This window comes from Sphaerimonospora sp. CA-214678, from assembly GCF_050942215.1.
GTDB lineage: Bacteria > Actinomycetota > Actinomycetes > Streptosporangiales > Streptosporangiaceae > Sphaerimonospora.
In genome coordinates this window covers 2,060,588-2,085,033 of the sequence record NZ_CP192056.1, presented here as the reverse complement: position 1 = coordinate 2,085,033, position 24,446 = coordinate 2,060,588, and the positions used below count along the sequence as shown (strand labels likewise).

At 69.3% G+C, this 24,446-nt stretch carries 24 protein-coding genes; 6 read left to right on the top strand and 18 right to left on the bottom strand.

Annotated features, from left to right (window positions below):
• Nucleotides 1-75 precede the first annotated feature (75 nt).
• The 3 genes from ACQP1K_RS09545 to ACQP1K_RS09535 all read right to left on the bottom strand — a co-directional run bounded on the left by ACQP1K_RS09545 (nt 76) and on the right by ACQP1K_RS09535 (nt 3,295).
• Nucleotides 76-1,323 carry a sugar ABC transporter permease gene (locus ACQP1K_RS09545; RefSeq protein ID WP_433500505.1) on the bottom strand — a complete coding sequence of 416 codons (1,248 nt, stop codon included), beginning with the start codon at nt 1,321-1,323 and terminating at the stop codon, nt 76-78.
• Nucleotides 1,320-2,096, bottom strand: coding sequence for an ATP-binding cassette domain-containing protein (locus ACQP1K_RS09540; protein ID WP_433500504.1), 777 nt, complete (start codon nt 2,094-2,096; stop codon nt 1,320-1,322). The genes ACQP1K_RS09545 and ACQP1K_RS09540 overlap by 4 nt, the downstream gene beginning before the upstream one ends.
• Nucleotides 2,097-2,173: 77 nt before the next feature.
• The gene (locus ACQP1K_RS09535; RefSeq protein WP_433500503.1) at nt 2,174-3,295 is read right to left on the bottom strand and encodes a sugar ABC transporter substrate-binding protein; all 1,122 of its coding nucleotides are present in this window, start codon (nt 3,293-3,295) and stop codon (nt 2,174-2,176) included.
• Nucleotides 3,296-3,641: 346 nt separating this feature from the next.
• On the opposite strand from ACQP1K_RS09535, the gene ACQP1K_RS09530 reads away from it, so the two are divergent.
• Nucleotides 3,642-3,935, top strand: coding sequence for a hypothetical protein (locus ACQP1K_RS09530; protein ID WP_433500502.1), 294 nt, complete (start codon nt 3,642-3,644; stop codon nt 3,933-3,935).
• A complete protein-coding gene (locus ACQP1K_RS09525; protein ID WP_433500501.1) occupies nt 3,935-4,273 on the top strand; it encodes a type II toxin-antitoxin system PemK/MazF family toxin in 339 nt (112 codons plus the stop codon). Before ACQP1K_RS09530 ends, ACQP1K_RS09525 begins: the two co-directional genes overlap by 1 nt.
• A 71-nt stretch (nt 4,274-4,344) precedes the next feature.
• Here ACQP1K_RS09525 and acnA read toward each other — a convergent pair whose 3' ends face one another.
• From acnA to ACQP1K_RS09510, 3 genes are all read right to left on the bottom strand, one after another.
• Entirely contained in the window at nt 4,345-7,122 is a 2,778-nt protein-coding gene (gene acnA / locus ACQP1K_RS09520) for an aconitate hydratase AcnA (protein ID WP_433500500.1), read from the bottom strand.
• 176 nt (nt 7,123-7,298) lie between these two features.
• Nucleotides 7,299-8,021, bottom strand: a complete 723-nt coding sequence (locus ACQP1K_RS09515; protein ID WP_433500499.1) for a metal-dependent hydrolase — start codon at nt 8,019-8,021, stop codon at nt 7,299-7,301.
• 539 nt (nt 8,022-8,560) lie between these two features.
• A complete protein-coding gene (locus ACQP1K_RS09510; protein ID WP_433500498.1) occupies nt 8,561-9,478 on the bottom strand; it encodes an LLM class F420-dependent oxidoreductase in 918 nt (305 codons plus the stop codon).
• 93 nt (nt 9,479-9,571) lie between these two features.
• Here ACQP1K_RS09510 and ACQP1K_RS09505 point away from each other — a divergent pair, with 93 nt between their 5' ends.
• A complete protein-coding gene (locus ACQP1K_RS09505; RefSeq protein ID WP_433500497.1) occupies nt 9,572-10,594 on the top strand; it encodes a hypothetical protein in 1,023 nt (340 codons plus the stop codon).
• 49 nt (nt 10,595-10,643) lie between these two features.
• Here ACQP1K_RS09505 and ACQP1K_RS09500 read toward each other — a convergent pair whose 3' ends face one another.
• Complete coding sequence (locus ACQP1K_RS09500) at nt 10,644-11,882, bottom strand: class I SAM-dependent RNA methyltransferase (RefSeq protein WP_433500496.1); 1,239 nt, start codon at nt 11,880-11,882, stop codon at nt 10,644-10,646.
• Nucleotides 11,872-13,932 carry an APC family permease gene (locus tag ACQP1K_RS09495; protein WP_433500495.1) on the bottom strand — a complete coding sequence of 687 codons (2,061 nt, stop codon included), beginning with the start codon at nt 13,930-13,932 and terminating at the stop codon, nt 11,872-11,874. Before ACQP1K_RS09495 ends, ACQP1K_RS09500 begins: the two co-directional genes overlap by 11 nt.
• A 104-nt stretch (nt 13,933-14,036) precedes the next feature.
• Between ACQP1K_RS09495 and ACQP1K_RS09490 the strand changes: the two genes are divergently transcribed.
• Complete coding sequence (locus tag ACQP1K_RS09490; protein ID WP_433501527.1) at nt 14,037-14,705, top strand: potassium channel family protein; 669 nt, start codon at nt 14,037-14,039, stop codon at nt 14,703-14,705.
• Nucleotides 14,705-15,367, top strand: coding sequence for a potassium channel family protein (locus tag ACQP1K_RS09485; protein ID WP_433500494.1), 663 nt, complete (start codon nt 14,705-14,707; stop codon nt 15,365-15,367). Before ACQP1K_RS09490 ends, ACQP1K_RS09485 begins: the two co-directional genes overlap by 1 nt.
• A gap of 25 nt (nt 15,368-15,392) precedes the next feature.
• Here the strand turns inward: ACQP1K_RS09485 and ACQP1K_RS09480 are convergent, their stop codons facing one another.
• From ACQP1K_RS09480 to ACQP1K_RS09460, 5 genes are all read right to left on the bottom strand, one after another.
• Entirely contained in the window at nt 15,393-16,055 is a 663-nt protein-coding gene (locus tag ACQP1K_RS09480) for a DUF3159 domain-containing protein (protein WP_433500493.1), read from the bottom strand.
• A gap of 16 nt (nt 16,056-16,071) precedes the next feature.
• On the bottom strand, nt 16,072-16,464 hold the full coding sequence (locus ACQP1K_RS09475) for an OB-fold nucleic acid binding domain-containing protein (protein ID WP_433500492.1): 393 nt from the start codon (nt 16,462-16,464) through the stop codon (nt 16,072-16,074).
• 27 nt (nt 16,465-16,491) lie between these two features.
• Entirely contained in the window at nt 16,492-17,223 is a 732-nt protein-coding gene (locus ACQP1K_RS09470) for a DUF3710 domain-containing protein (protein WP_433500491.1), read from the bottom strand.
• A 23-nt stretch (nt 17,224-17,246) separates the two neighbouring features.
• The gene (dut, locus tag ACQP1K_RS09465) at nt 17,247-17,684 is read right to left on the bottom strand and encodes a dUTP diphosphatase (protein ID WP_433500490.1); all 438 of its coding nucleotides are present in this window, start codon (nt 17,682-17,684) and stop codon (nt 17,247-17,249) included.
• A gap of 70 nt (nt 17,685-17,754) precedes the next feature.
• Nucleotides 17,755-18,951 carry an AI-2E family transporter gene (locus ACQP1K_RS09460; RefSeq protein WP_433500489.1) on the bottom strand — a complete coding sequence of 399 codons (1,197 nt, stop codon included), beginning with the start codon at nt 18,949-18,951 and terminating at the stop codon, nt 17,755-17,757.
• Between the two features lie 146 nt (nt 18,952-19,097).
• On the opposite strand from ACQP1K_RS09460, the gene ACQP1K_RS09455 reads away from it, so the two are divergent.
• Nucleotides 19,098-19,391 (top strand): DUF4235 domain-containing protein, encoded by a 294-nt coding sequence (locus ACQP1K_RS09455; protein WP_433500488.1) that lies wholly within the window; start codon nt 19,098-19,100, stop codon nt 19,389-19,391.
• 27 nt (nt 19,392-19,418) lie between these two features.
• Here ACQP1K_RS09455 and ACQP1K_RS09450 read toward each other — a convergent pair whose 3' ends face one another.
• The 5 genes from ACQP1K_RS09450 to ACQP1K_RS09430 form a co-directional block, all read right to left on the bottom strand.
• Nucleotides 19,419-20,822 carry an alpha,alpha-trehalose-phosphate synthase (UDP-forming) gene (locus tag ACQP1K_RS09450; protein WP_433500487.1) on the bottom strand — a complete coding sequence of 468 codons (1,404 nt, stop codon included), beginning with the start codon at nt 20,820-20,822 and terminating at the stop codon, nt 19,419-19,421.
• 176 nt (nt 20,823-20,998) lie between these two features.
• A complete protein-coding gene (locus ACQP1K_RS09445) occupies nt 20,999-21,733 on the bottom strand; it encodes a hypothetical protein (RefSeq protein ID WP_433500486.1) in 735 nt (244 codons plus the stop codon).
• A 25-nt stretch (nt 21,734-21,758) separates the two neighbouring features.
• Entirely contained in the window at nt 21,759-22,058 is a 300-nt protein-coding gene (locus ACQP1K_RS09440) for a DUF4193 domain-containing protein (protein WP_030505490.1), read from the bottom strand.
• 261 nt (nt 22,059-22,319) lie between these two features.
• Nucleotides 22,320-23,603 carry a sensor histidine kinase gene (locus tag ACQP1K_RS09435; protein ID WP_433500485.1) on the bottom strand — a complete coding sequence of 428 codons (1,284 nt, stop codon included), beginning with the start codon at nt 23,601-23,603 and terminating at the stop codon, nt 22,320-22,322.
• On the bottom strand, nt 23,600-24,253 hold the full coding sequence (locus ACQP1K_RS09430; protein ID WP_433500484.1) for a response regulator transcription factor: 654 nt from the start codon (nt 24,251-24,253) through the stop codon (nt 23,600-23,602). Before ACQP1K_RS09430 ends, ACQP1K_RS09435 begins: the two co-directional genes overlap by 4 nt.
• Nucleotides 24,254-24,446 lie beyond the last annotated feature (193 nt).

Sequence of the window (24,446 nt, the reverse complement as noted above, 5' to 3'; positions counted from 1 at the left end):
TCGGATCGGTCAAAACGGTCAAGTCGGTCGTGTTCGACCAGACCGGAGATCACTTTAGCGGGGGCCCTGCCGCGGTCATCGTCGGCCTGCCGCCGCCGCCCGCTTCCTCGACAGCGCGTCCACGCTCGCCGCAAGCAGCAGTACGGACCCCGTCACCACGAACTTGACGCCTGCGCTGTAGCCCATGAGACCCATGCCGTTGTCGATGACCGCCACGACCGCGCCGCCGAGCACGGCGTCGAGCGCCCGTCCCCGGCCGCCGAACAGGCTGGTGCCGCCGATGACCGCCGCGCCGACGGCGAACAGCAGCACGTTGCTGCCGCCGGTGTTGGGATCGACGGAGTTGGCGCGGGAGGCCGCGATGATGCCGCCGACCGAAGCCATGAACGAGCAGATCACGAAGGCGGAGATGCGGATGCGGTCGACGTTGATGCCGGCCCGGCGAGCCGCCTCTGCGTTGCCGCCGACGGCGTAGATGTGCCTGCCGTACGCGGTCCTGCGCAGCACGAACGTCCAGACGAGCAGCAGCAGCACGATCAGGGGAACCACGATCGGCACGCCCTTCAGCGACACGATCAGAGCGTTTCGGCTGCGCTCGAGGTTCAGCACGTAGACCGCCACGCCCGCGACGACGGCGAGCGCCCCCACCCGGAACGCGATCACGCTCATCGGGTCGGCGACCAGGCCGCGTGCCGTACGACGGTGTGCCTGGAGGATCTGGGTGGCGGCGTAGGCGGCCACGCCCACGATCGCGCCGATCCAGCCGAGGAGGGGCGGCACGTTGTTGTTGGCGATCGCGAGGATCGTGCTGTCACGGATCGAGATGTTCGTGCCGTCCTTGACCAGCAGCAGCACGACGCCCTGGAAGGCGAGGAACGCGGCCAGCGTGACGACGAAGGAGGGGATGCCCAGCTTCGCCACCAGGGCGCCGAGCACCAGCCCGATCAACACGCCGGTGAGCATCGCGGCCAGGACGGCCAGATACCACGGCCAGCCGTCCAGCGTCAGCAGCACGGCGAGTACGGCGGCGCATACGCCGCTGGCGAAGCCGGCCGACAGGTCGATCTCCCCGAGCAGCAGCACGAAGACCAGGCCCATCGCGATGACGGTCACCGCCGCGCCCTGCGTGAACAGGTTGGCGAAGTTCACCGCCGACAGGAAGGCCGGCCGCAGCGCCGAGAAGATCGCGCACAGCACGACCAGACCGAAGACGGCGGGCAGGGCCCCGAGTTCACCGCCGCGCACCCGTTCGAAATAACCCCTGACATGTACGCCGACCGAGGCGTCGGAAGCGCGCTGCTCGGGGAGCGTTTCCGTGGTCATGTTGTCGCTCCGTTGCCGTTCCCGAGCCCGAGCTCGCCGCTGCGCCCGGAGGTGATGAGTTCCACGACCTGCGAGTGGGTCACCTCGGAGGTCCTTATCTGGGCGGCCATCCGGCCGAGGTAGAGCGCCGCTATCCGGTCGGACACGGCGAAGACGTCATTCATGTTGTGGGAGATGAGCACCACGGCGAGCCCGTTGTCGGCCAGCCGCCTGACCAGTTCGAGCACCTGCGCCGTCTGCGCCACTCCGAGGGCGGCGGTCGGCTCGTCCAGGATGACGACCTTGCTGTTCCACAGCACGGCCTTGGCGATGGCCACCGTCTGCCGCTGGCCGCCGGAGAGGCTGGAGACGTGCTGGCGGAGCGATTTGACGGTGCGGACCGACAGCCCCGCCAGGGTCTTGGCCGCCATCTCCTCCATGGTGGCCTCGTCCAGGACCAGGCCGCTCTTGCGCTCCCGGCCCAGGAACATGTTCTGCACGATATCGAGGTTGTCGCAGAGCGCGAGATCCTGATAGACGATCTCGACGCCCAGCTCCGCGGCATCCCGGGGACTGTGCACCTGGACCTTCCGGCCTTCGAAGAAATACTCCCCGGAGTCGATCTGGTGAATGCCCCCGATGCATTTCACCAGCGTGGACTTTCCTGCGCCGTTGTCGCCGACGAGTGCGGTCACCTCCCCGGCATGGGCCGAGAAAGCGACATCGTGAAGGACCTGCACGGGGCCGAAGCTCTTGTTTATGCCGCGCAGCTCCAGGATCGGTCCCTGGGACACGATGAGCTACTCCATTGTTCAGAGGCGGACGTGCGTGCGGCGGGGCGCCGTGACGGCGCCCCGCTGTGGACGGCCGGTCAGCTGATGCCGGCCTCGGTGCACTTGGCGGCGAACTCGTCGACGCACAGCTCGTCCTTGCTCACGTATCCGTCGGCCACCACGTCCTTGACGCTGTCGAAGAAGATGGCCTGGGGCTCGAGCAGCACGGAGGGCACGTCCCGGCCGCTCTCGGAGTCCTTGACGGAGCCGCTCGCCGTGGGCTGCTCACCCTTGGCGAGCGCGACGGCGAGCTGGGCGGCCGCGTCGGCCTCCTTCTTGATCGCCTTGTAGACGGTCATGCACTGGTCGCCGGCGAGGATGTTCTGCAGGCCCTGCACGGTGGCGTCCTGGCCGGTGACCGGGACCTTGCCGTTGAGCTTCTGCTTCTTCAGCACGGCGATGGCCGCGTTGCCCAGCCCGTCGTTCGCCGCGAGCACGCCCGCGATCTTGGGCTCCTGGGTCAGCATCTGCTCGAAGATCGTTCCGGCCTGGGCGTTGTCCCAGTCCGGGACCGACTGGTCCGGACCCTTAACGTACTCGCCGGAGTCGTACTTCGGCTGGAGCACGCCGTCGTAGCCGTTCTTGAACAGCGTGGCGTTGTTGTCGGTCGGCGAGCCGTTCAGCTCGGCGATGATCGGCTTGTCCGCCTTCTTGTCGGTCAGGCACTTGACCAGACCCTCGCCCTGCAGCGTGCCGACCTGGGTGTTGTCGAAGGACACGTAGTAGGCCGCGCTGCCGCCCAGCGTGAGCCGGTCGTAGTCGATCGTCGCGACGCCCTGCGACTTGGCCTTGTCCAGCACCGCCTTGCCGGTTCCGCTGTCCAGGTTCACGATCATCAGCACGGTCGCGCCGTTCGTGATCATCTGGTCGGCGATGGTCTGGAACTGGTTCTTGTCACCCTGGGCGTTCTGGATGTCGTACTCGACGCCCGCCGCCTCGAAGGCCTCCTGGAGGTACTTGCGGTCCGCGGTCTCCCAGCGAGCGGACGACTTGCTGTCGGGGAGGATGACGCCGATCTTCCCGGCGGCCTTGGACGGGGCGGCCGAGGCGGCCGCGTCGGTGCTCTGGGCCGAGGTGTCACCGCTCTCGCCCCCGCAGGCGGTGAGGCTGAGAGTGAGTGCCGCCGCTGCGGCACCGATGCTGAGGATCCCCTTGCGCATGATGCACGGGTCCTTTCTGTGGCTGGGGGTCTATGGGAGGAGGTACGGCTTGGCCGGATCGCGGCTCACACCGTGCTGATGAATGTTGTTTGGCACAACGTACGGCTCCGGCGTCTGTCGTTGAAGACACAGGAAGGTAACGTTTGTTGTCTGCCATAACAATCAAGAAACACAACCGATTCAGCTTGAACCGGTCAACCCCTGGACAAGCAGCAAACAGGCGGACAAGCGGGGCGATGACTGTGTGTAATCGAAATCTCTTGCTGGAGTAATCACTCCTCTATAGACTCCTGAACGGCGACGGGGTTGTAGACGATTAAGTAGATGTCGCCGTAGCCTCAGCGGTATGAGCACCGAGCCCAAGACGACGACGATCAGGGTCAGCCTCGCCACCCGCGATGAGATCGCGAAACTCGCCGAGCAGGAAGGAAAGTCGATGACGGCAGTGGTGGACGAAGCCATCAGAGAACATCAGAGAAAGCTCCGCTGGCAGCGTGTCGCGGAACAGATGGAGCGGACCAGGAGAGAGGACCCAGAAGGCTGGACGGAGTATCTCGAAGAGGTCGCTCTGTGGGACCGCACTCTGATGGACGGCCTGGACACCGATGACATCCCGTCGACCACCCAAGGAGGTTCCTGATGCGGGTGGTGCAGGGCGACATCTGGCTGACCGAGTCGCGTCCGACCACCGGACACGAGCAAAGCGGCCGACGGCCGGCCCTGGTCATCAGCAACCAGGAGTACATACACGCTTCTGGAGGGAAGCTCGTCATCATCGCGCCGCTGACGACCCGCTTTCGCGACTGGTCCACCCATGTTCGGATAGACCCGGTAGAGGGCACCGGGCTACGTGAGATCAGCTACGCGATGAGCGAGCAGATCAGGACCGTGTCACGGCAGCGACTCAGAGGATGGGTCGGAAGCGCGCCCAAAGCCGCACTCAACGAGGTCACCGAGTGGGTTCGCGACATGCTGTAGGGATGCCGTAGCCGCCCTGAGGGGACGGTGGCCCGGATCAGGACGGCTACAGGATGGATGCGTCGGACCGCTCAGCTCTTGGCCAGCAGGGAGCGCAGGACGTACTGCATGATGCCGCCGTGGCGGTAGTACTCGGCCTCGCCCGGCGTGTCGATCCGTACGACCGCCTGGAACTCCACGTCGCCGGCCCGTACGGTCACGGTCGCCGGCGTGCCGCCCGCGTTGAGCTCCTCGACACCGGTGATGTCGAAGGTCTCCGTGCCGGTCAGGCCGAGGGACGCGGCGCTCTGGCCCTCGGGGAACTGCAGCGGGAGCACGCCCATGCCGATCAGGTTCGACCGGTGGATGCGCTCGTAGGACTCGGCGAGGACGGCACGCACGCCGAGCAGCGCGGTGCCCTTGGCCGCCCAGTCGCGCGACGAGCCCGAGCCGTACTCCTTGCCCGCCAGGATGACCAGCGGGATGCCCGCGCTCTCGTAGTTCTGCGCCGCCTCATAGATGCTCGTCTGCTCGCCGTCACGGGTGAAGTCCCGGGTGAAGCCGCCCTCGACCCCCTTTAGCAGCAGGTTGCGCAGCCGGATGTTGGCGAACGTGCCGCGGATCATCACCTCGTGGTTGCCCCGGCGGGAGCCGTACGAGTTGAAGTCCCTGACCTCGACGCCGTGCTCGCGCAGGTAGCGGCCGGCCGGCGAGTCGGCCTTGATCGACCCGGCGGGCGAGATGTGGTCGGTGGTGACCGAGTCGCCGAGCAGGGCGAGCACGCGGGCTCCGCGGATGTCCGACACCGGCTCCGGCGAGGCCGGCATGCCGTCGAAGTACGGCGCCTTGCGCACGTAGGTCGAGTCGGAGGCCCACTCGAAGGTGTCGCCGGTCGGGATCGGCAGCGACCGCCAGTGCTCGTCGCCCTTGAACACGTCGGCGTAGTCCCGCAGGAACATGTCCTGGCTGATCGACTTCGACACCACCTCGGCGACCTCCTCCGCCGAGGGCCAGACGTCCCTGAGGAACACCGGCGTGCCGTCGGACCCGATGCCGAGCGGCTCGTTGTCAAGGTCGATGTCCATGGTCCCGGCCAGCGCGTACGCCACGACCAGCGGCGGGGACGCGAGGTAGTTCATCTTGACGTCCGGGTTGATCCGGCCCTCGAAGTTGCGGTTGCCGGACAGCACGGCGGTCACCGCGAGGTCGGAGGTGTGCACGGCCTGGGAGATCTCCGGGTCCAGCGGGCCGGAGTTGCCGATGCAGGTGGTGCAGCCGTAACCGACCAGGTTGAAGCCCAGCTTGTCGAGGTAGGGCTGCAGCCCGGAGCGCTCGAAGTAACCGGTGACGACCTGGGAGCCCGGCGCGAGCGAGGTCTTCACCCACGGCTTGCGGGTCAGGCCGCGATCGACGGCGTTCCTGGCCAGCAGCGCGGCGCCGAGCATGACGTAGGGGTTGGAGGTGTTGGTGCAGGAGGTGATCGCGGCGATCACCACCGCGCCGTGGTCGACCTCGAACGACGTGCCGTCCGCCAGCGTGACCGAGGTCGGCCGGTGCGGGCGGCCCCCGCTGGGCCGGGTCGACTGCGGCTGGTCGCCGACCTCGCTGTGCGAGATCGCCGGGGAGTCCGAGGCCGGGAACGACTCGGCCGACGCCTGGTCGGCCGGGCCCTGGATGCTGCTGCCGGACACGTAGTTGCGCACCGCGCCCCGCCAGGCCTCCTTCGCCTCCGACAGCGCGATGCGGTCCTGCGGCCGCTTCGGCCCGGCGATCGACGGGACGACCGTGGACAGGTCGAGCTCGATGTACTCCGAGTAGCGCGCCTCCCCCGGGGCCGCCGGGTCGAGCCACAGGCCCTGCTCCTTGGCGTACGCCTCGACGAGCGCGACCTGCTCGGCCGACCGGCCGGTGAGCGTGAGGTAGTCGATCGTCTGGCGGTCGATCGGGAAGATCGCGCAGGTGGAGCCGAACTCCGGGCTCATGTTGCCGATCGTGGCGCGGTTGGGCAGCGGCACGGAGGCCACGCCCTCGCCGTAGAACTCGACGAACTTGCCGACCACGCCGTGCTCGCGGAGCATCTCGGTGATGGTGAGGACCAGGTCGGTGGCGGTCGCCCCGGCGGGCAGCTTGCCGGTGAGCTTGAAACCGACCACCCGGGGGATCAGCATGGAGATCGGCTGGCCGAGCATCGCGGCCTCCGCCTCGATGCCGCCGACGCCCCAGCCGAGGACGCCGATGCCGTTCTGCATGGTGGTGTGGGAGTCGGTGCCGACACAGGTGTCGGGATAGGCCGCGCCGTCCCTGGACATGACCACACGGGCCAGGTGCTCGATGTTGACCTGGTGGACGATGCCGGTGCCCGGCGGGACGACCTTGAACTCGGCGAACGCGCTCTGGCCCCAGCGCAGGAACTGGTAGCGCTCGTGGTTGCGCTCGTACTCCCGCTCCACGTTGCGCTGGAAGGCGTCCGGACGGCCGAAGAAGTCGACGATGACGGAGTGGTCGATGACCAGCTCCGCGGGGGCGAGCGGGTTGATCTTGCCGGGGTCGCCGCCGAGGTCGCGCATCGCCTCGCGCATCGTGGCGAGGTCGACGACGCACGGGACGCCGGTGAAGTCCTGCATGATCACCCGGGCCGGGGTGAACTGGATCTCCACGCTCGGCGCGGCGTCCGGATCCCAGCCGCCGATCGCCCTGATGTGGTCGGCGGTGATGTTCGCGCCGTCCTCGGTGCGCAGCAGGTTCTCCAGCAAAATCTTGAGGCTGTACGGGAGGCGCACCGACCCCTCGACGGCATCCAGCCGATAGATCTCGTACGACGCGTCGCCGACGCGCAGCGTGTCACGGCTGCCGAAGCTGTTCGCGGACACGAAGTTCGCCTCCCCAGGTTTCCGGGATTGTCACAGGTTTTCGGATATGTCATCCTGCCGCACTCGTCGAGAGCGGCCCGCACTAAGGCTCGCCTAACTCTCGACGTCGGACAGGTGTCTCGATATCAAGATATCGTGAGAGGTATCTCGATATCAAGTTACTCTAGGGTAACCGGTCAGGCCGGGATCAGCCGCAGGCAGAGCAGGGCGAGCACGACGACCGACAGCACCGGGCCGAGGAACTTCTTCTCGAAGGTCTTCCCGGTCTTGATCCCGATGTCGTACGGCAGCAGCCACCGCTTCTTGATCGGCCACAGCACCGGGCAGCCCCGCTCGGTCAGGCAGTCGCCGATCACGTGGACGAAGCAGCCGACGCCGATCGCGACACCGAGCCACGTGTAGGTGACGCCCATCGATAAGAAGACGACGAAGGTCGCCACCGTGAGCGCCACGTTGATGACGGCCGAGGTGATGGTCTTGCGCGGCACGCCGACCCCGACGGCCCGCAGCGCGAGCCCGATCATCAAGACGACGAGGATGTCGCGCCCCACCGGATGACGCTGCGCGAGCAGATGCGCGCCCAGGCCCGCGAGCACGGAGAACAGCAGTGAGTGGGTGGCGTGCCGATGCCCGCCGCTGACGAAGTTGACCGCCCTGCTGAGCAGCCAGGTCACCGGGCCGAAGGTCTGCGCGATCGTGGCACTGGGGTGATCGAGATCGGGCAGCATGGCCGCCCCGGCGCAGACCAGCGCGCCCGCCATCAACTCGGGCGGCGTCAGCATGCCGCCGGTCACCGCGGCGAGCTCCGGCATCCCGAGCGCGTCGGGAAGCGCCACCAGGCCCGGCGCGGCCGCGAGCCATACGGCAGCACCACTCAGTGCGTGCGAGTGCCCCATCATGACGAGCCGGCCCTCCCCTCACGGCTGAGGCCCGGAAATTCCGGCCCGTCGCCGGGTCGAATCTCCTGTTTCACCGGGTCACGCCTCCACGGATGGAAGCGGTGTCCGCAGACCCGCCTCGCGGTCCGGGGCGTGCTTGAAACCGTACCGCTCGATCATGTCAAGCGCCCGCAGCCCCACCCCGTCTCCAGAACCGGAGCCTGGAGTGCGCGACCCATCAGCAAACAAGATCACACCCTGAGACTACCGCGCCCGGGTGGCGGGACGCCCCCGGCGAAGGCGTGGGCCACGGTAAAGAGGGCGGACAGCCCGCGGGCAGCAGAAAAAGACGGGACTGTCCCGCTCCAAGAGCACCCCCCAGCCCTCTCAAAGCGGAACGGTCCCGTCTTACCGAGATAACGCTCCGGTCTCGGCCCGTGTTCCCCTCCGTGGTGAGGGCTCGAGTGATCTGCGTCACTCTTCCGGTGCCGCGACGCCGCACCGGCCGGCGTCACCCCGGCGGGTTTCACGGCCACGGCCTCGCCGGACGCCGGAACCGGTCAGACGTGCGGGAGCACCTCGGCCGCGATCAGCTCCAGGTGCTCCAGATCGCCGAGGTCGAGGACCTGGAGGTACATCCGCTCCGCGCCGATCTCCGCGAACCGCCCGATCTTCTCCACGATCTCCTCCGGCGTGCCGGCCAGGCCGTTCACTCGCAGCTCCGCCACCTCCCGGCCGATGGCCGCCGCACGGCGGGCGATCTCGTCCTCGTCACGGCCGGCGCAGACCACCTGGGCCGCGGACAGCGTGACCGCGTCCCGGCCCACCGCCTCGCACGCCTCCCGCACGCGTCCGTAGGCGGCCCCGGTGTCGTCGAGGCCGTGGAACGGCACGTTGTACTCGTCGGCGAACCTGGCGACCAGCCGGGGAGTGCGACGCGGTCCCGCGCCGCCCAGGATGATCGGGGGCCCGGGCCGCTGCGCCGGCTTCGGCAACGCCGGGGAGTCGACGAGGCGGTAGTGTGCCCCCTCGAACGAGAACGGCTTGGCCGCCGACCAGAGACCTGTGATGATCTCCAGCTGCTCCGCCAGCCGGTCGAACCGTTCCCCGATCGGAGGGAACGGGATGCCGTAGGCGGTGTGCTCCTCCTCGAACCAGCCGGTGCCCAGACCGAGCTCGATCCGACCGCCGCTCATCTGGTCGACCTGGGCCACGCTGATCGCCAGCGGCCCGGGCAGACGGAACGTCCCGGCGGTCACCAGCGTCCCCAGCCGGATCGAGGACGTCTCACGGGCCAGGCCCGCCAGCGTCACCCAGGCGTCGGTCGGGCCGGGCTCCGGACTCCCCGCGCCCATCCGGAGGTAATGGTCGGACCGGAAGAACCCGTCGAACCCCAGCCGCTCCGCCGTCCGCGCGACCGTCAGCAGGTCGTCATAGCTCGCACCCTGCTGTGGTTCCGTGAAGATCCTCAATTTCATCCGCCCATTATCTCCTCCGCCTCAACGGCTCCTTGCTAACGTGTGCGTTACGTAGTCGGAACACAACGAATCGTGGTGGGTGGTGGAGTCGGCATGGAGTCGACACGGCCGGCCCGCGAAGCGGGAACCCCGCCCAGATCCCTGGTGCTCCTGGGTGCGTTGACGCTCGTCACCGGGACCGGTCTGGCGCTCTGGCTGCTGCCGACCTCCGCCGAGCCCATGGTCGTCTCACACCAGGTCGGCGCCGTCCGTACGGTCGCACCCTCCGCGATGCCCTCGACGGCGGCGGAGACGCCCGACCCGCTGCCGGTCACTCCCGAACGGGCGTACACCGAGTTCGTGGACGCGTCGATGGGGCACCGCACCAGGGCGTGGGCGAGGTGGTACACGATCGGCCACCTCACAGCGGGACAGGACGGCTGCACGCTCCGGTGGGCGGGCCGATGGACCGGTCGCCCGACGCCCGGCCGCGTCCCGGTCATCGACCGGCTCGCCCTGGTCCGGGCCGACGGCGGAGACGCCGACATCGCGTTCGGCGGGCCGTACGGACCGGAGCTGTCCGCCGCCTGCGCGAGCGAGGCCCGCCTCATCACGGCCTACCGGCGGGTGGTCGAGGCGTTCGATCCGGCCGGTCTCGACTTCGAGGTCCACGACTCGGCGGACTCGGCGGCCACCCGCCGCCGCGCGGCCGCCATCGCCCGGCTGCAGCGTGAGGCACGCGACCGGGGCCGGCCGATCGGCATCACCTTCACCCTGTCCGCCACCGAGTACGGCATCGCCCCGGCGGACGCGAGCATGCTCCGGGCGGTGCGGGCCGCGGGCGCGGAGATCGACACCGTCAACCTGCTCGTTCCGACCTCCCGCGGCCTCCAGGGGATGGCGGCGGCCGTACGATCGGCGCACAGGCAACTGGAACGCGTGCTGAACGTGTCCGGCACCTCGATCTGGCGGCGGATCGCCCTCACGCCCGTGCTGACCGGCCCCCGGGATCTCGGGGTGGCCGAGGCGAGGCGGCTGGCCGCCTTCCGCACGCGGCACGGCCTGGCCTGGCTGTCGACACGCGGCGCGCAACCGCCGATCTCCGTCGTCCGCACCCTCTCCGGCCTGCCCGGATGACCTCGGGTCGATTCCCGGTTCCGCCACCCGGCACCAAGGCGAACCTGTTTCAGTCTCTGACCAGCAGCGCGACGCACTCCACATGGTGGGTCATCGGGAACTGATCAAATGCCCGCAGATCGGCCAAGCGGTAGCCGTACGGGGCGAACCACGCGATGTCCCGCGACATGGTGGCCGGATCGCAGGACACGTAGACGACGCGGGACGCCCGCAACTCGGCGACGCGGTCGACGACGGCGCGGCCGAGCCCGGCGCGCGGCGGGTCGGCGACGACGAGATCGGCGCGTTCGATCTCCAGCCGGTCGAGCGCCTCCTCGACCCTGCCCCGCTCGACCCGGGCCTGAGGCAGATCGCGCAGGTTCCACCGGGCGTCCTGCACCGTCTGCGCCTCGGACTCGATGCCGAGCACCGCGCCCTCCGGGCCGACCGCCTCGGCGAGTCCGGCGGCGAACAGCCCGGCGCCGCAGTAGAGGTCGAGCGCCCACTCCCCCGGCGCTGGCAGCCCCAGGGTGAGCACCGCGTCGAGCAGGGTCGTCGCCGCACCGGGGTGGACCTGCCAGAAGCCGCTCGCCGTCACCCGGAAGTCGCGGCCTCCGACGCGCTCTGTCAGCGTCGCACGCCCCCGCAGCGCCCGGGTGCCGCGCCTGCCCTCGTCCAGGAGGACGGCCGCTTCGACCTCCGGTACGGCGACCCGCCGGCGCGGCTCGGGCCGTACGATCACGGCGTTGTCCCCGCCGGAGGAGGCCACCACCTCGACGGCCTCGGCGCCGCGCCAGTTGCGGACCTCGGCGCCGACCTTCTCCACCGCGGGATGCGCGATGGGGCAGGCGTCGATGTACTCGATGTCGTGCGAGCGGTGCCGGCGCAGCCCGAGATGGCCGTCCCGGTCGGCGGCGAACTGCACCCTGGTGCGCCAGCCGAGGCCGTCTTCCCCCGCACCCGGCACCTCCTCGACCACGACCTTCCTGTCGATCCCGGCGAGGCGGCGCAACTGCTCGGCGACGACGTCGGCCTTCAACCTGCGCTGCGCGTCGAGCGAGGCGTGCTGCCAGTCGCACCCGCCGCAACGACCGGGGCCGCTGAACGGACAGGGCGGCGTCACCCGGTCGGGCGATGCCTCCAGGATCTCGACCGCGTCGGCACGCAGGAAGCGCGCGGTCTCCTCGGTGATCTCGGCGAGTACGCGTTCACCGGGCAGCGCGTGCCGGACGAACACCACCCGGCCCTCGTGCCTGGCCACGCACCAGCCGCCGTTGGCGACGTTTCCCACCGTGAGCTCAACCGGCATCACGACCTCCTCCTGTTTTCACATGCTCGTCCCGGCCTGCTCCATAGCGCCGGCGGACGGCGCCGGGCCCCATCGGCTCGCGCCGGCCCTTCAGCCGGTCGGAGGAGGCGAGCTGCCACGGCACACTCGTCACCATCACACCCGGTTTGAACAGCAGTCGCCCCTTCAACCGCAGCGCGCTCTGGTTGTGCAGCAGATGCTCCCACCAGCGGCCCACCACGTACTCCGGAATGTAGACGGTCACCACGTCGCGGGGCGAACGGCGGCGCAGCGACTTGACATAGTCGAGTATCGGCCCGGTGATCTCCCGATAGGGCGAGTCGAGGATCTTGAGCGGCACCGCCACGCCCCGGCGGTCCCATTCCTCCTGCAGTTCGGCGGCCTCCTCGGCGTCCACGGCGACCGTGACGGCCTCCAGGCTCGACGGCCTGGTCGCCCTCGCGTACGCGAGCGCGCGCAGCGTCGGCTTGTGGATCTTGGAGACGAGCACGATGGCGTGGTTGCGCGCGGGCAGCATCGACTCGTCGATCTCGCCCTCCTCCGGTGCTGTGAGCTCCTCGGCGACCCGGTCGTAGTGATGCCGGATGCCCTTCATCATCAGGAAGAGCGTCGGCATGGCGATGCAGACGATGTACGCGCCGTGGGAGAACTTCGTCAGCAGGACGACGACGAGGACGATCCCGGTCATGCAGCCGCCGAAGCCGTTGATGAGCCGGGAGCGCATCATCTGGAACCGGGTGAGGGGGTCGGTCTCGGTCTTCAGGTGGCGGGTCCAGTGCCGGACCATCCCGATCTGGCTCAACGTGAACGAGACGAACACCCCGACTATGTAGAGGTTGAGCAGCTTGCTCACGTCGGCGTCGAACGCCCAGATCAGCAGACAGGCCCCGGCCGCGAGGATGATGATGCCGTTGCTGAACGCCAGGCGGTCGCCCCTGGTGTGGAGCTGGCGCGGCAGGTATCGGTCCTGGGCGAGGATCGCCCCGAGCACGGGGAAGCCGTTGAAGGCGGTGTTGGCCGCGAGGAACAGGATCAGGGCGGTCACCGCCGCGATCACGACGAACATGAGCGAGCCGCCGCCGAAGACGGCCGACGCGACCTGCGCGATGATCGGCTGCTGGTGGTAGCCGGGGCCGGCCGGCCGGCCGTGGATCAGGATGTGGCTGGCGGTGGTCGCCGGATCGCTGAGCTTCACGCCGGATCTGAGGCCGAGGAAGATTATCCCGCTGAACATCGTGACCGCGATGAGGCCCATCATCAGCAGCGTCGTCGCGGCGTTCTTGCTCTTCGGTTTCCGGAAGGCGGGCACGCCGTTGCTGATGGCCTCGACCCCCGTCAGCGCCGCACACCCGGACGAGAACGCGCGCAGCACCAGGAAGGCCATCGCGAACCCGGCGACGTCCGCCTGCTCGGCGACGATCTCGAAGTCGGCCGTCGGCGCGTGCAGCCGGTCGCCGAGCACGAGGAGCCGGAACAGCCCCCACAGCACCATGCCGAGCACGGCCACTATGAAGGCGTAGGTGGGAACGGCGAAGGCGACGCCCGACTCCCTGATGCCGCGCAGGTTGACGATGGTCAGCAGGACGACGATCGCGATCGACACCGTCGGCCGGTGCTCGGCCACGAAGGGGATGGTCGCGCCGACGTAGTCCGCCCCGTTGGCGACCGAGACGGCGACGGTCAGGACGTAGTCGACCATCAGCGCGCTCGCCACGGTCAGGCCGGCGTTCGCCCCGAGGTTGGTCGTCGCGACCTCGTAGTCACCGCCGCCGCTCGGGTAGGCGTGCACGTTCTGCCGGTAGGAGGCGACCACCGTGAGCATGACGAGGACGACCCCCGCCGCCGCCCACGGGCCGAAACCATAGAGACCCACCCCGCCGATCGACAGGATGACGAGGATCTCCTGCGGGGCATAGGCGACCGACGACAGCGCGTCACCGGCGAAGACCGGCAGCGCCAGGCGTTTGGGCAGCAGCTGATGATGGAGCTGGGTGCTGCGCAGCGCCCGGCCCACGAGCAGCCTCTTGACGAGATCCGTCACCCTGGACACGACTGGAGAGCCTAATGCCCGGTGTCGTGCCGGACGCACGTGATGACGCACGGCGCGACATACTGTCTCCAATAGGAGACCGCCACCATCGACGGCGGGTGACCATGCACATTGTGATCATGGGGTGTGGCCGGGTCGGCTCGACCCTCGCCCACATCCTCGAGGACAACGGCCACTCCGTGGCCATCATCGATCGCGAACCGCAGGCCTTCCGTCGGCTGCGCGCCGGGTTCCGCGGCCGCCGGGTGACCGGCGTCGGCTTCGACCGCGACGTGCTGGAGGAGTCCGGCATCGAGTCGGCGGCGGCGTTCGTCGCCGTGAGCAGCGGCGACAACTCCAACATCATCTCCGCCCGGGTGGCGCGCGAGATGTTCGGCGTCGAGAACGTCGTGGCCCGCATCTACGATCCCCGCAGGGCCGAGGTCTACCAGCGGCTGGGCATTCCCACCGTCGCCACCGTCCGGTGGACCGCCGACCAGATCATGCGCCGGGTGCTCCCCGAGGGGGCCGAGCCCCTGTGGCGGGACACCACGGGGAAGGTGATCCTCGCCGAGGTGGCCTTCCACCCCGGCTGGATCGGCGTGCGGGCCAGGACCGCCGAGGGCGCCACGGGCGCCCGGCTGGCGTTCATCAACCGGATGGGCGAGGCGCTCGTGCCCAGGGACTCCACCGTGATCCAGGAGGGCGACATCCTGCACCTGGTCGCGGCCGAGAGCGACATGGACCGGATCAACGCAATGCTGTCGGCGCCGCCTTCGGACGAGGAGTACTGATGCGGGTCACGATCGCCGGCGCCGGTGCCGTCGGCCGCTCGATCGCCGCGGAACTGCTGGAGAGCGGGCACGAGGTCCTGCTCATCGACATCGATCCGCACGCGATCCAGATCGAGAGCGTGCCGCGGGCCGAGTGGCTGCTCGCCGACGCGTGCGAGATCTCCTCACTCGACGAGGCGGGACTGAACAGCTGCCAGGTGGTGATCGCCGCCTCCGGCGACGACAAGGTCAACCTGGTGGTCTCGCTGCTCGCCAAGACCGAGTACGGCGTGCCGCGCGTGGTCGCCCGCATCAACCACCCGAAGAACGAGTGGCTGTTCAACGAGTCATGGGGGGTCGACGTCGCGGTCTCCACGCCGCGTCTGCTGTCGGCACTCGTCGAGGAGGCCGTCAGCGTGGGCGACCTGGTCCGCCTGATGACCTTCCGCCAGGGGCAGGCCAACCTCGTGGAGCTGACCCTGGCGGAGGACGCGCCGGTGGTCGGTCAGCGTACCGGCTCGGTTCCGTGGCCGGAGGACGCCGCTCTCGTGGCGATCCTGCGCGAGGGCCGGGTCCTCGTACCGTCCGCGGACGACCCGCTCGAAGCGGGCGACGAGCTGCTGTTCGTGGCCAACCAGGAGGTCGAGCATCGGCTCGCCCGCCTGCTGTCGTCCGGCCACTGAACCGTGATCGGCCCGGGGCCGGGTGTCAATCGGCCGGTTGATGTATGGGCGTACGGCCCCGGGCCAGCACCCAGACCATGGCCGCGAGCCCCGCGACCTGCAGGGGCCAGCCAAGCGCGATCTTGGCGATGCCCAGCGCGGTGACCTGGTCCGCCCAGTAGAGCGGCAGCTGCACCACCACCCGGACCAGGCACGGCAGCATCAGCAGCCAGGTCAGCCGCGAGCAGAGGCGGACGAGCCCGGGGTCGCGGTGCCAGGCCGTCGGGTCGCCGGTCACCGAGCCGATGAGGAAGCCCACCAGCGGCCAGCGGGCGACGATCGACACCAGCATCACGACCGCGTACACGGCGTTGTAGTAGATCCCGGGCAGGAACACGTCCTTGGCATCGCCCGACCGCATCGCGAAGAACGCGCCGATCCCGATGCCGAGGAGGCTGTTGAGCACGAACTGCGGGGTGGTGCGCTGGGCCAGCCGGATCAGCAGCAGGACCACGGCGGAGGCGATGCTGACGATCAAGGACGTCTTCAGATCGTGGGTGGCGATCCACATGCCGGTGAAGAAGATCGTGGGGACGGCCGCCTCGACGATGCCGCGTTTGCCGCCCAGCGCCTTCGACAGCTGGGCACGGACGGCCGCCTCGACGGTTGCGTGCGCAGCCGGGGCGGCCGCCATGTCCGCTGTACTCATACGGTCTCCCGGTAGATCACTGGCCACCAGCCGGGCGCAGCTCGTAGCGCGGATTGAACATGACCTTACGGCCATCCTGGACGCTGACCAGGCCTTCGGCGCGTACCACCCGGCCCGGCTCGATTCCGGCGATTCTACGTCGGCCGAGCCAGACGAGGTCGATCACGTCCGACCCGTCGTACAACTCCGCCTCGAGGGCAGGGGCACCGCCCCTCGGCCGCAGCGTGACGGTGCGAAGGGTTCCGGCGACGCGGAAGCGCCGCCGATCGTCGCATGAGGCGATGGGCGTCGCGCCCTGACGCCCCGTGTCCTCCCTGAGCTCTTCGGCCTCCAACTCGGCCTGACTTTTGGTCAGCCACCGGAAGAAGCCGCGCAGACCGCCCTGTTCGGCGGGCTCCGGCGTGCCCATCGGTTTCACCTCCGCTGGCAGGATACGTCACCTGGTCTCGGTGATCTCCGGACCACGCTCGAACGGCCGGAACTCCTGCGCACCCGCCTGCTGCTCCATGGCCTGCTGCTCCATGGCCTGCTGCTCCATGGCCTGCTGCTCCATGGCCTGCCGGGCCTCGGCGGGCAGCCGCAGGTGGATGGTCTCCCTGGGGGGCATCGGCTCGTCACCCCGGACCACCACAATGTCGCGCACCACGTTCTCGAGGATCTCGGCGGCCGTGGTGTCGAGAGCCGCCCGGCCGCTGATCACCGCGCGCAGCAGCCAGCGGGGACCGTCGACCCCGAGGTAGCGGACCGGCTGGGGCGTCTCGCCCGGCGCCGGCGGCACCCTCGCGGCCAGTTCGGCCCCGAACGGCCCCTCCTGCTCCTGGACGATGCCGCCGGCCGCGGTCACCTCCCGCGCTATCTCCGTGCGCACCTCGTCCCAGATCCCGCTCCGTTTGGGCGCGGCCAGCGCCTGCACCCGCAGGGCGCTCTCCTCGACCAGGACGATCGCCCCGTCGATGTGGTCCCCGGTCACGCTGAGCTGGATCTCGAAGCGCGGGCCGACGGGCAGCAGCAGTCCGCCGAGGTCCACCCGCTCGGCCTCCGGGTAGGACTCCTGCGCGTCCCACGGACCCGATGTCCGGGTGGGGGCGGCGGGCCGCTCCTCGACCTCCGCGACGACAGGTGCCGTCTCCTCCTCCGCGCGTCGCCGACGTCGGAACACTTCGTTCACACTCCTTGGATGTCTGCGGGCTTTCAGGCCCCGGTGGAGCCGAAGCCGTTCGCGCCGCGGGCCGAGCCGGGCAGCCGATCCACCTCGTGGAAGGCGGCCCGCTCCACCCGCTGGACGACGAGCTGGGCGATGCGGTCGCCCCGCCGGAGCCGTACCGCGTCCTTGGCGTCCGTGTTGATCAGCGTCACCCTGATCTCGCCGCGATAGCCGGCGTCGACCGTGCCGGGCGCGTTCACCAGCGTCACTCCGAGCCTGGCCGCGAGTCCCGAGCGGGGATGCACGAACGCGGCGTACCCGTCGGGCAGCGCGATCGCGACGCCGGTGCCGACCACGGTACGCTCCCCCGGCAGCAGCTCGACGTCCCGCACCGCGTACAGATCGGCCCCGGCGTCGCCCGGGTGCGCGTACGTAGGTATCGGAAGCTCGGGATCGAGCCGCTGGATCAGCACCTCCACACTCATGTCGCAAGACCCTACCGCCACCGCTGGGCGTTTATTTGCGAGCACCCGCACCGGCGTGCCCGCCAGGTTCCTACCCCCTGTGTCGCTGTGACACCTTCCCCGCGGCCTCCTTGGCGGGAGGGGCTCCGGACGGCCCGGCGGGAGGTGGCGCGGGCGGCGCGGCGGGGGCCCCCGGCGAGGGCTCCGGAGGGGGTTCCGCGATCGGCTCACCGGGGTCCCGGCGCAGCTCGGGCAGTGCCCGGTAGATGACCGCCGTCAGCGGAACGGCCACCACGGCTCCGGCGATCCCGCCGAGCACACCGCCGACGGCGAGCACGAGGATGATCGCCAGGGGGTGGAAGGCGAGGGCCCGTCCGACGATGAACGGCTGCAGCACGTGGTTCTCCAGCTGCTGCTCGACCACGAGGATCCCCACGAAGATCAACGCGTACACCCAGCCCTGTGATCCGAAGGTCACGAGCGTGGCGATGCCGCCGGCGAAGAAGATGCCGACGACCGGGATGAAGCTCGCGAAGAAGATCAGCACCGCGAGCGGCGCCCACAGGGGCACCTTCATCCCGGCGAGGACCACTCCGATGATGAACCCGTGGATCGCGGCCACGGCCACCGTGCCGTGCACGTACTGGGAGATCGTGACCCAGGCGGCGCGGCCGGCCCGGTCCATCCGGGGCGCGGCGCTGCCGAACGCGCGCAGGAACCAGGCCCAGATCCGGTCGCCGTCCTTCAGCAGAAAGAACGTGACGAACAGGATCAGGACGATGGAGGCGAGCACCTCGACGACCGCGGTGGCCCCGGTGAGGACGGTGCCGGTGATCTCGGTGCGCCGCTCGTTGATCTGTTTGCCCAGCTCGTCGACGATGTCGGCGAGCTGCGCCTCCTTCAGTTGGAGCGGTCCGTGCAGCAGCCAGTCCTGCGCGCCCCTGGCGGTGATCTGGATCTGCTCCACCAGCCGGGGGAACTCCTCGTTCGCCCGCACACCGATCATGAAGCCGACGCCCACGATGACCGCCAGCCCGAGGAGCATGGTGATCCAGGTGGCGTAGATCGGGCGCAGCCCGGTGGCCCTGAGCCGGCGGGTCAGCGGGTGCAGCAGCGCTGTCAGCAGGAACGCCACGGCCACCGGCAGGACGACGAAGCTGAGCCGGCCGATGATCAGCGCCAGGACGTAGATCAGCACGCCGATGAGCAGCAGTCGCCAGCTCCACGCGGCGAAGGTGGCGAGCACCGGGGGCACGCCATCGGTCTGACGCCTCTTATGCGAGATCACACGTCCAGACTGGCACGTTCCTCTTCCGTGCGCGCACCCCTTTTACCGGTTCAAAACAGCGGCATGGTGGTGCCGGGCAGGCCGTCCATGCGCCGTACGGCGTGTAGGCACGGCGCCGGCGGATAGGGTCGGACTGAGGAGGAATCATGTCGGACGACAAGAGCGCTGACAAGCCGGACCTGCAGTGGCGCATCCTGGGCGGCCTCATCGGGCTCGCCGTGGGGTTCGCCTCGCGCAAGGTGCTCGGGTTCGCCTGGGAGAAGACCACCGGCAAGAAGCCCCCGGCCAGTGCGGATTCACCGGACATCAGCCTCGGCGAGGCGGTCGCCTACGCGGTGGTCATGGGGCTGGGCATGGAGGTCGCCAGGATCGTCGCGACGCGCACGGCCGCGAAGAAGTGGCGCTCCTGGAAGAACGCCGCCGCGAAGGACGCCCTCTGAGCGCGGTTCAGCGCACTCCGGCGCGCGTCAGGCCGGATCCGGCCTGGAGCCTGCGGACGGGGACTCGAGCGCCGCGAGGAAGTTCCCGGCCCACTTGTCCACGTCGTGCGAGGCCACCCTGCGCCTGAGCGAGCGCATCCGGCGCGCGAGCTCGTGCGGCGTGGCCCGCATCGCCGCGAGCATGGCCCGCTTCATGCTTTCTATATCGTAGGGGTTGACCATGAAGGCCTGACGCAGTTCGTCGGCGGCCCCGGCGAACTCGCTCAGCACGAGCGCTCCCCGCATGTCGTGCCGGCAGGAGACGTACTCCTTGGCCACCAGGTTCATTCCGTCGCGCAGCGGCGTGACCACCATGACGTCGGCCGCGCAGTACAGCGCCGCCAGCTCGTCCTTCCGGTAGGACTGGTGGAGGTAGGAGATGGGCTGTGTGCCCAGTACGCCGTGCTCGCCGTTGATCCGGCCGACCCTCAGCTCGATGTCGCCCCGCAGTTTGACGTACTCGGCGACGCGTTCCCTGGTGGGCGTGGCCACCTGTACGAACGCCGCCTCCCCCGGTTTGACCGCGCCGTCCGCGAGGAGCTCGCCGAACGCCTTGAGCCGCTGGCCGATCCCCTTGGTGTAGTCGAGCCGGTCGACGCCGAGCAGCAGGTGCTCGGGATCGCCGAGCTCGGCCCTGATCTCCTTGGCCCGCAGCCGGGTGCGCGGATCGCGGGCGAGCTGGTCCAGCTCGCCGAAGTCCACCGAGATCGGGAACGCCTCGGCCCGGACCACCCGGCCGTCGACGTGGATCTCGTTGCGCGAGTTCTGCAGCCCCAGCAGGCGGCGGCACAGCCGGACGAAGTTGGAGGCGCCGCCCGGCCGCTGGAACCCCACGAGGTCGGCCCCCAGCAGTCCTTCGAGAATCTCCTTGCGCCAGGGCAGCTGGTAGAACAGCTCGACCGGCGGGAACGGGATGTGCAGAAAGAACCCGATCTTCAGGTCGGGCCGGAGCCTGCGCAGGATGGCGGGCACGAGCTGCAGCTGGTAGTCCTGCACCCACACCACGGCGCCGGGCGCGGCGGCCTCGGCCGCGGCCCGCGCGAAGCGCTCGTTGACCGCGCGGTAGGCGTCCCACAGCACCCGCGAGTACACGGGGGTGGCGACGACGTCATGGTAGAGCGGCCAGAGCGTCGCGTTGGAGAAGCCTTCGTAGTAGAGCTCGACCTCACGCTGGGACAGGGGAACCGGGATCAGGTGCATGCCGTCGTCGTCGAACGGCTTGAGCTCCTCCCCCGCCGCGCCGGTCCATCCGAGCCACGCTCCGTCGCGCCGCTGCATGACGGGCGCGATCGCGGTCACCAGCCCACCCGGGCTGCGCCGCCACTCCTTCTCACCCACGCGATCGACCGGAAGCCGGTTTGCGACGATCAGAAATGAGCTGGTGCTGCGCATTGAGCCCCTCCAGGGTCGCCTGGTACCTACCATACGAAAGGCACCAAATAGCGCCCATACCCACCCATAAGCAGGGAAACTCACAAAGAGGGTGTGAGAATGATCTCACCGCAGGTCACGGCCGACGCCGTGTGGTTTAGACCAATCGGGTGACACTGGGCTATCTGGCCGCGGGGTCAGGGCGGCGGCAGAAGCTGACGCCGCAGATCGGCGCGTACGGCCTGGGCGAGCTTACGGGTCGCGGCCCGATTCAGCGCGCCGCCGGCGACGGCGCCGGTGAGGAAAGGACCGAGGGTGGTGAGATGCCTGCCGAGCGTGCGCATCAGGCGGTTGCGCAGCGCCGTCTTGGCCGCCGTGCCGAGCGCGAGCGTGGCGGATCCGGGGGCGAGCGGGTTGACGCCGCGCTGCCTGGACCAGGCGATGGTGTACGCGGTGGCGCGCTGGGTGCCGTTGCCCGGGATCGACACGCCGTACACCTCGTGCAGCTCGGCGAGGAGCTTCACCTCGATGGCGGCGACGACCAGGGTCTCGGCCACGAGCTGGGCGGGGGCGGACAGCAGGAGGGGTGGTGCGACGAACTCGGCGGCGGCGAGCGCTCCCCCCACCGCGCCTACCGCCATCGTCGCCTTGGCCGCGGTACGGACGAGGTCGTCGGCGAGCTGCTCGCCGACGAGGCCGTAGTGATGCTCTCGCAGCGTCGCGTAGTCCCTGATCGGTAACCGCGGGGCGATGTTCAGGAACATGTCCGCCAGCCAGCGGCCCCGTCCCCTCTTCCCCACCCTGCGAGCGGACTCCGCGAGCGCCTCACTGAGGCGGCCGAGCAGCCGACGCCGCTCGGCCCCATCCGTCTCCTCAGGGGCCACGAGCCTGCCGACCAGGTCGGCGACCTCGTCCTTCGATTCGGGACTCAACGGACCCTCCTCAGGGTCTGCCAACTCAGGCCGCGCACTCGCGGCAGACCTGCTGGCCGTTCTTCTCCGAGGCCAACTGGCTGCGGTGGTGCACCAGGAAACAGCGCGAGCACGTGAACTCGTCCGCCTGCCGAGGAATCACCCGGAGTGAGAGCTCCTCGTTCGACAGATCCGCCCCCGGCAGCTCAAGCGACTCGGCGAGATCCGTCTCGTCGATGTCGATACTGCCCGACGACTTGTCACTGCGCCGAGCCTGGAGTTCCTGAAGACTGTCCTCGTTCAGGTCGTCGTCGGTCTTGCGCGGGCTGTCGTAATCGGTAGCCATTGGCGTGCTCCATCCCCCTCATCTATCCGTCTGCGCCTGCGTCGCGCGTCTTCAACGCTTGAGAGGCCGTGGTTGTGCCCGCGGGGGCCCGGAAATCGTGCAATCGGTACCCGCTTCGGCGAACCCTGAACCTCCCGGCACGCGAGGGGTATTCCACACGAGGCCACAGTTAGCCAAATATGGCGAAAACCACAGTATCGAGGGTAAGACCCCATCGCGCTCGACGGCACATCCAACCACATGTACGGCGTGCGCGCGCCATCAGCGCGCCGACTGCTGGGCGCCGACGGCCGTCCCGCTTTCCGGAAGGCGCACCGTGACCACGAGACCGCCGCCGTCCCGCGGGACCGCGGTGACCACGCCGCCGTGCGCACGGGCGATCGCGCGCACGATGGACAGGCCGAGACCGGCGCCGCGAGCGGACTGTACCCGATCGGAGTTCAGTCTCCGGAACGGCTCGAACAGGCTCTCCACCTCGTACGCGGGCACGTGCGGTCCCGTGTTCGCGACCTGAACAACGGCGCCCCCGCCGACCATTCCCGTGCGGACCCACACTTTTCCATTGGGACCGGAGTTGTGCTTGATGCCGTTCTCGACCAGGTTGGAGACGCATCGTTCGAGGAGCACCGGATCTCCCACCGCCGGGGCGGGCCGCAGGTCATGCTCGACCGTGACGGACTCCTCCGCCGCGAACGGGGTGAGCTGTTCGACCGCGGTCCTGGCGACCTCCCGGACGTCGACCGGCTTGCGCACCGACAGCTCGCGGTCGCTCCGCGCGAGCAGCAGCAGCCCCTCGATCAGCCGCTCGTTGCGCGCGGTGGTGCCGAGCAGCGTACGGCCCAGCACCTTGAGGTCCTCGGACGCCTCCGGATCGGACAGGGCCACCTCGATGACCGTCCGGTTGATGGCCAGCGGGGTGCGCAGCTCGTGCGAGGCGTTGTCGACGAACCGCCGCTGCGCGTCGAAGGCGGTGTTGAGCCGGGTCAGCATGGCGTCGAAGGTGTCGGCCAGTTCCTTGAGCTCGTCGTCCGGCCCCTGCAGGTCGATGCGCTCGTGCGCGAGCGACGTCTCCGACAGCCTGCGCGCGGTGACCGTCATCCGCTTGACCGGCCGCAGCGCCCGGTCGGCCACCACATAGCCCAGCATGAGCGCGAGGATCCCCACGCCGAACAGCGTCAGCAGCGACCGCTTCAGCAGCTCGCCCCGCGCCGCGGCGGTGATCTCCGCCTGCCACTTCGCGTACTCCGCGTTGAGCTGGTCGATCAGGTCCTGCGGCATGTTGGGCAGGATGAACCGCACGCCCTGCCAGCCGATGTCGATCGCCTGGCCGACCAGCACGTACATGGCCATCACCAGCAGCGCGCCGGCGGCGAACACCAGGGCCGCGTAGGTGAGCGTCAGCCGCCAGCGGATGCTGATCCGGCCCTGCAGCGCCTTGATCTCGTCGATGAGATTGCGCTGCATGGGGTTGGCGGCCTCGGGCGGCGGGCCGTCCCAGGCCGGCGGGCCACTGGGCGGGGGCGGCGATGCCTGGAGGCGGCTCACAGCCGGTACCCGACCCCGGGGACGGTTTCGATGATCGGGGGCTCACCGAGCTTCTTGCGCAGCGTCATCATCGTCACCCGCACCACGTTGGTGAACGGGTCGATGTGCTCGTCCCATGCCTTGTCGAGGAGGTCCTCCTGGCTGACGACCGCGCCTTCGGCGCGCATCAGCTCCTCCAGCACGGCGAACTCCTTCTTGGTGAGCGCGACCCCCCGGCCGTCCCTCGTGACGAGCCGCTTGCCGGGATCCAGGCGGACGCCGCCCCGCTCCAGCACCGGCGGCAGCGGCGGCGCCGAGCGCCGGCCGAGCGCGCGCACCCGCGCGACCAGCTCCATGAACACGAACGGCTTGGCGAGGTAGTCGTCGGCTCCGAGCTCCAGCCCCTCCACCTTGTCGTCGACGTCGCCGGCGGCGGTGAGCATGATGATCCGCGAGGCCGATCGCTGGGCGACCAGCCGCCGGGCCACCTCGTCCCCGTGGACCTTGGGCAGGTCGCGGTCGAGGACGATCACGTCGTAGTCGATGTAACCGATCTTCTCGAGCGCGGCGGCGCCGTCGTAGGCGACGTCGACGGCCATCGCCTCACGGCGGAGTCCGGTGGCGATCGCATCGGCGAGCACCCGCTCGTCCTCCACCACAAGAACGCGCATCAAGGACCTCCTCAGCCGGAAACGACGTCTACATTCTGGCCATGTTCGACGTAAGCCGCTGGTAAGCCGGTTCCTCGACTCTACGTGACGTAGAGCACACGAATTCGATGGTTTGAGATGTGGGTGCACGTGGGTAGGGATGGCGCCACATCCCATTTGCCTGGTTGGGGAGATGCGCGTCCTGTCCCCGACC

Bases quoted from the DNA above. Each gene is read 5' to 3' on its own strand.
- ACQP1K_RS09545 (WP_433500505.1), bottom strand. From the start codon at position 1,323: ATGACCACGGAAACGCTCCCCGAGCAGCGCGCTTCCGACGCCTCGGTC.
- ACQP1K_RS09535 (WP_433500503.1), bottom strand. From the start codon at position 3,295: ATGCGCAAGGGGATCCTCAGCATCGGTGCCGCAGCGGCGGCACTCACT.
- ACQP1K_RS09530 (WP_433500502.1), top strand. From the start codon at position 3,642: ATGAGCACCGAGCCCAAGACGACGACGATCAGGGTCAGCCTCGCCACC.
- ACQP1K_RS09525 (WP_433500501.1), top strand. From the start codon at position 3,935: ATGCGGGTGGTGCAGGGCGACATCTGGCTGACCGAGTCGCGTCCGACC.
- ACQP1K_RS09515 (WP_433500499.1), bottom strand. From the start codon at position 8,021: ATGATGGGGCACTCGCACGCACTGAGTGGTGCTGCCGTATGGCTCGCG.
- ACQP1K_RS09510 (WP_433500498.1), bottom strand. From the start codon at position 9,478: ATGAAATTGAGGATCTTCACGGAACCACAGCAGGGTGCGAGCTATGAC.
- ACQP1K_RS09505 (WP_433500497.1), top strand. From the start codon at position 9,572: ATGGAGTCGACACGGCCGGCCCGCGAAGCGGGAACCCCGCCCAGATCC.
- ACQP1K_RS09500 (WP_433500496.1), bottom strand. From the start codon at position 11,882: ATGCCGGTTGAGCTCACGGTGGGAAACGTCGCCAACGGCGGCTGGTGC.
- ACQP1K_RS09490 (WP_433501527.1), top strand. From the start codon at position 14,037: ATGCACATTGTGATCATGGGGTGTGGCCGGGTCGGCTCGACCCTCGCC.
- ACQP1K_RS09485 (WP_433500494.1), top strand. From the start codon at position 14,705: ATGCGGGTCACGATCGCCGGCGCCGGTGCCGTCGGCCGCTCGATCGCC.
- ACQP1K_RS09480 (WP_433500493.1), bottom strand. From the start codon at position 16,055: ATGAGTACAGCGGACATGGCGGCCGCCCCGGCTGCGCACGCAACCGTC.
- ACQP1K_RS09475 (WP_433500492.1), bottom strand. From the start codon at position 16,464: ATGGGCACGCCGGAGCCCGCCGAACAGGGCGGTCTGCGCGGCTTCTTC.
- dut (WP_433500490.1), bottom strand. From the start codon at position 17,684: ATGAGTGTGGAGGTGCTGATCCAGCGGCTCGATCCCGAGCTTCCGATA.
- ACQP1K_RS09455 (WP_433500488.1), top strand. From the start codon at position 19,098: ATGTCGGACGACAAGAGCGCTGACAAGCCGGACCTGCAGTGGCGCATC.
- ACQP1K_RS09450 (WP_433500487.1), bottom strand. From the start codon at position 20,822: ATGCGCAGCACCAGCTCATTTCTGATCGTCGCAAACCGGCTTCCGGTC.
- ACQP1K_RS09440 (WP_030505490.1), bottom strand. From the start codon at position 22,058: ATGGCTACCGATTACGACAGCCCGCGCAAGACCGACGACGACCTGAAC.
- ACQP1K_RS09430 (WP_433500484.1), bottom strand. From the start codon at position 24,253: ATGCGCGTTCTTGTGGTGGAGGACGAGCGGGTGCTCGCCGATGCGATC.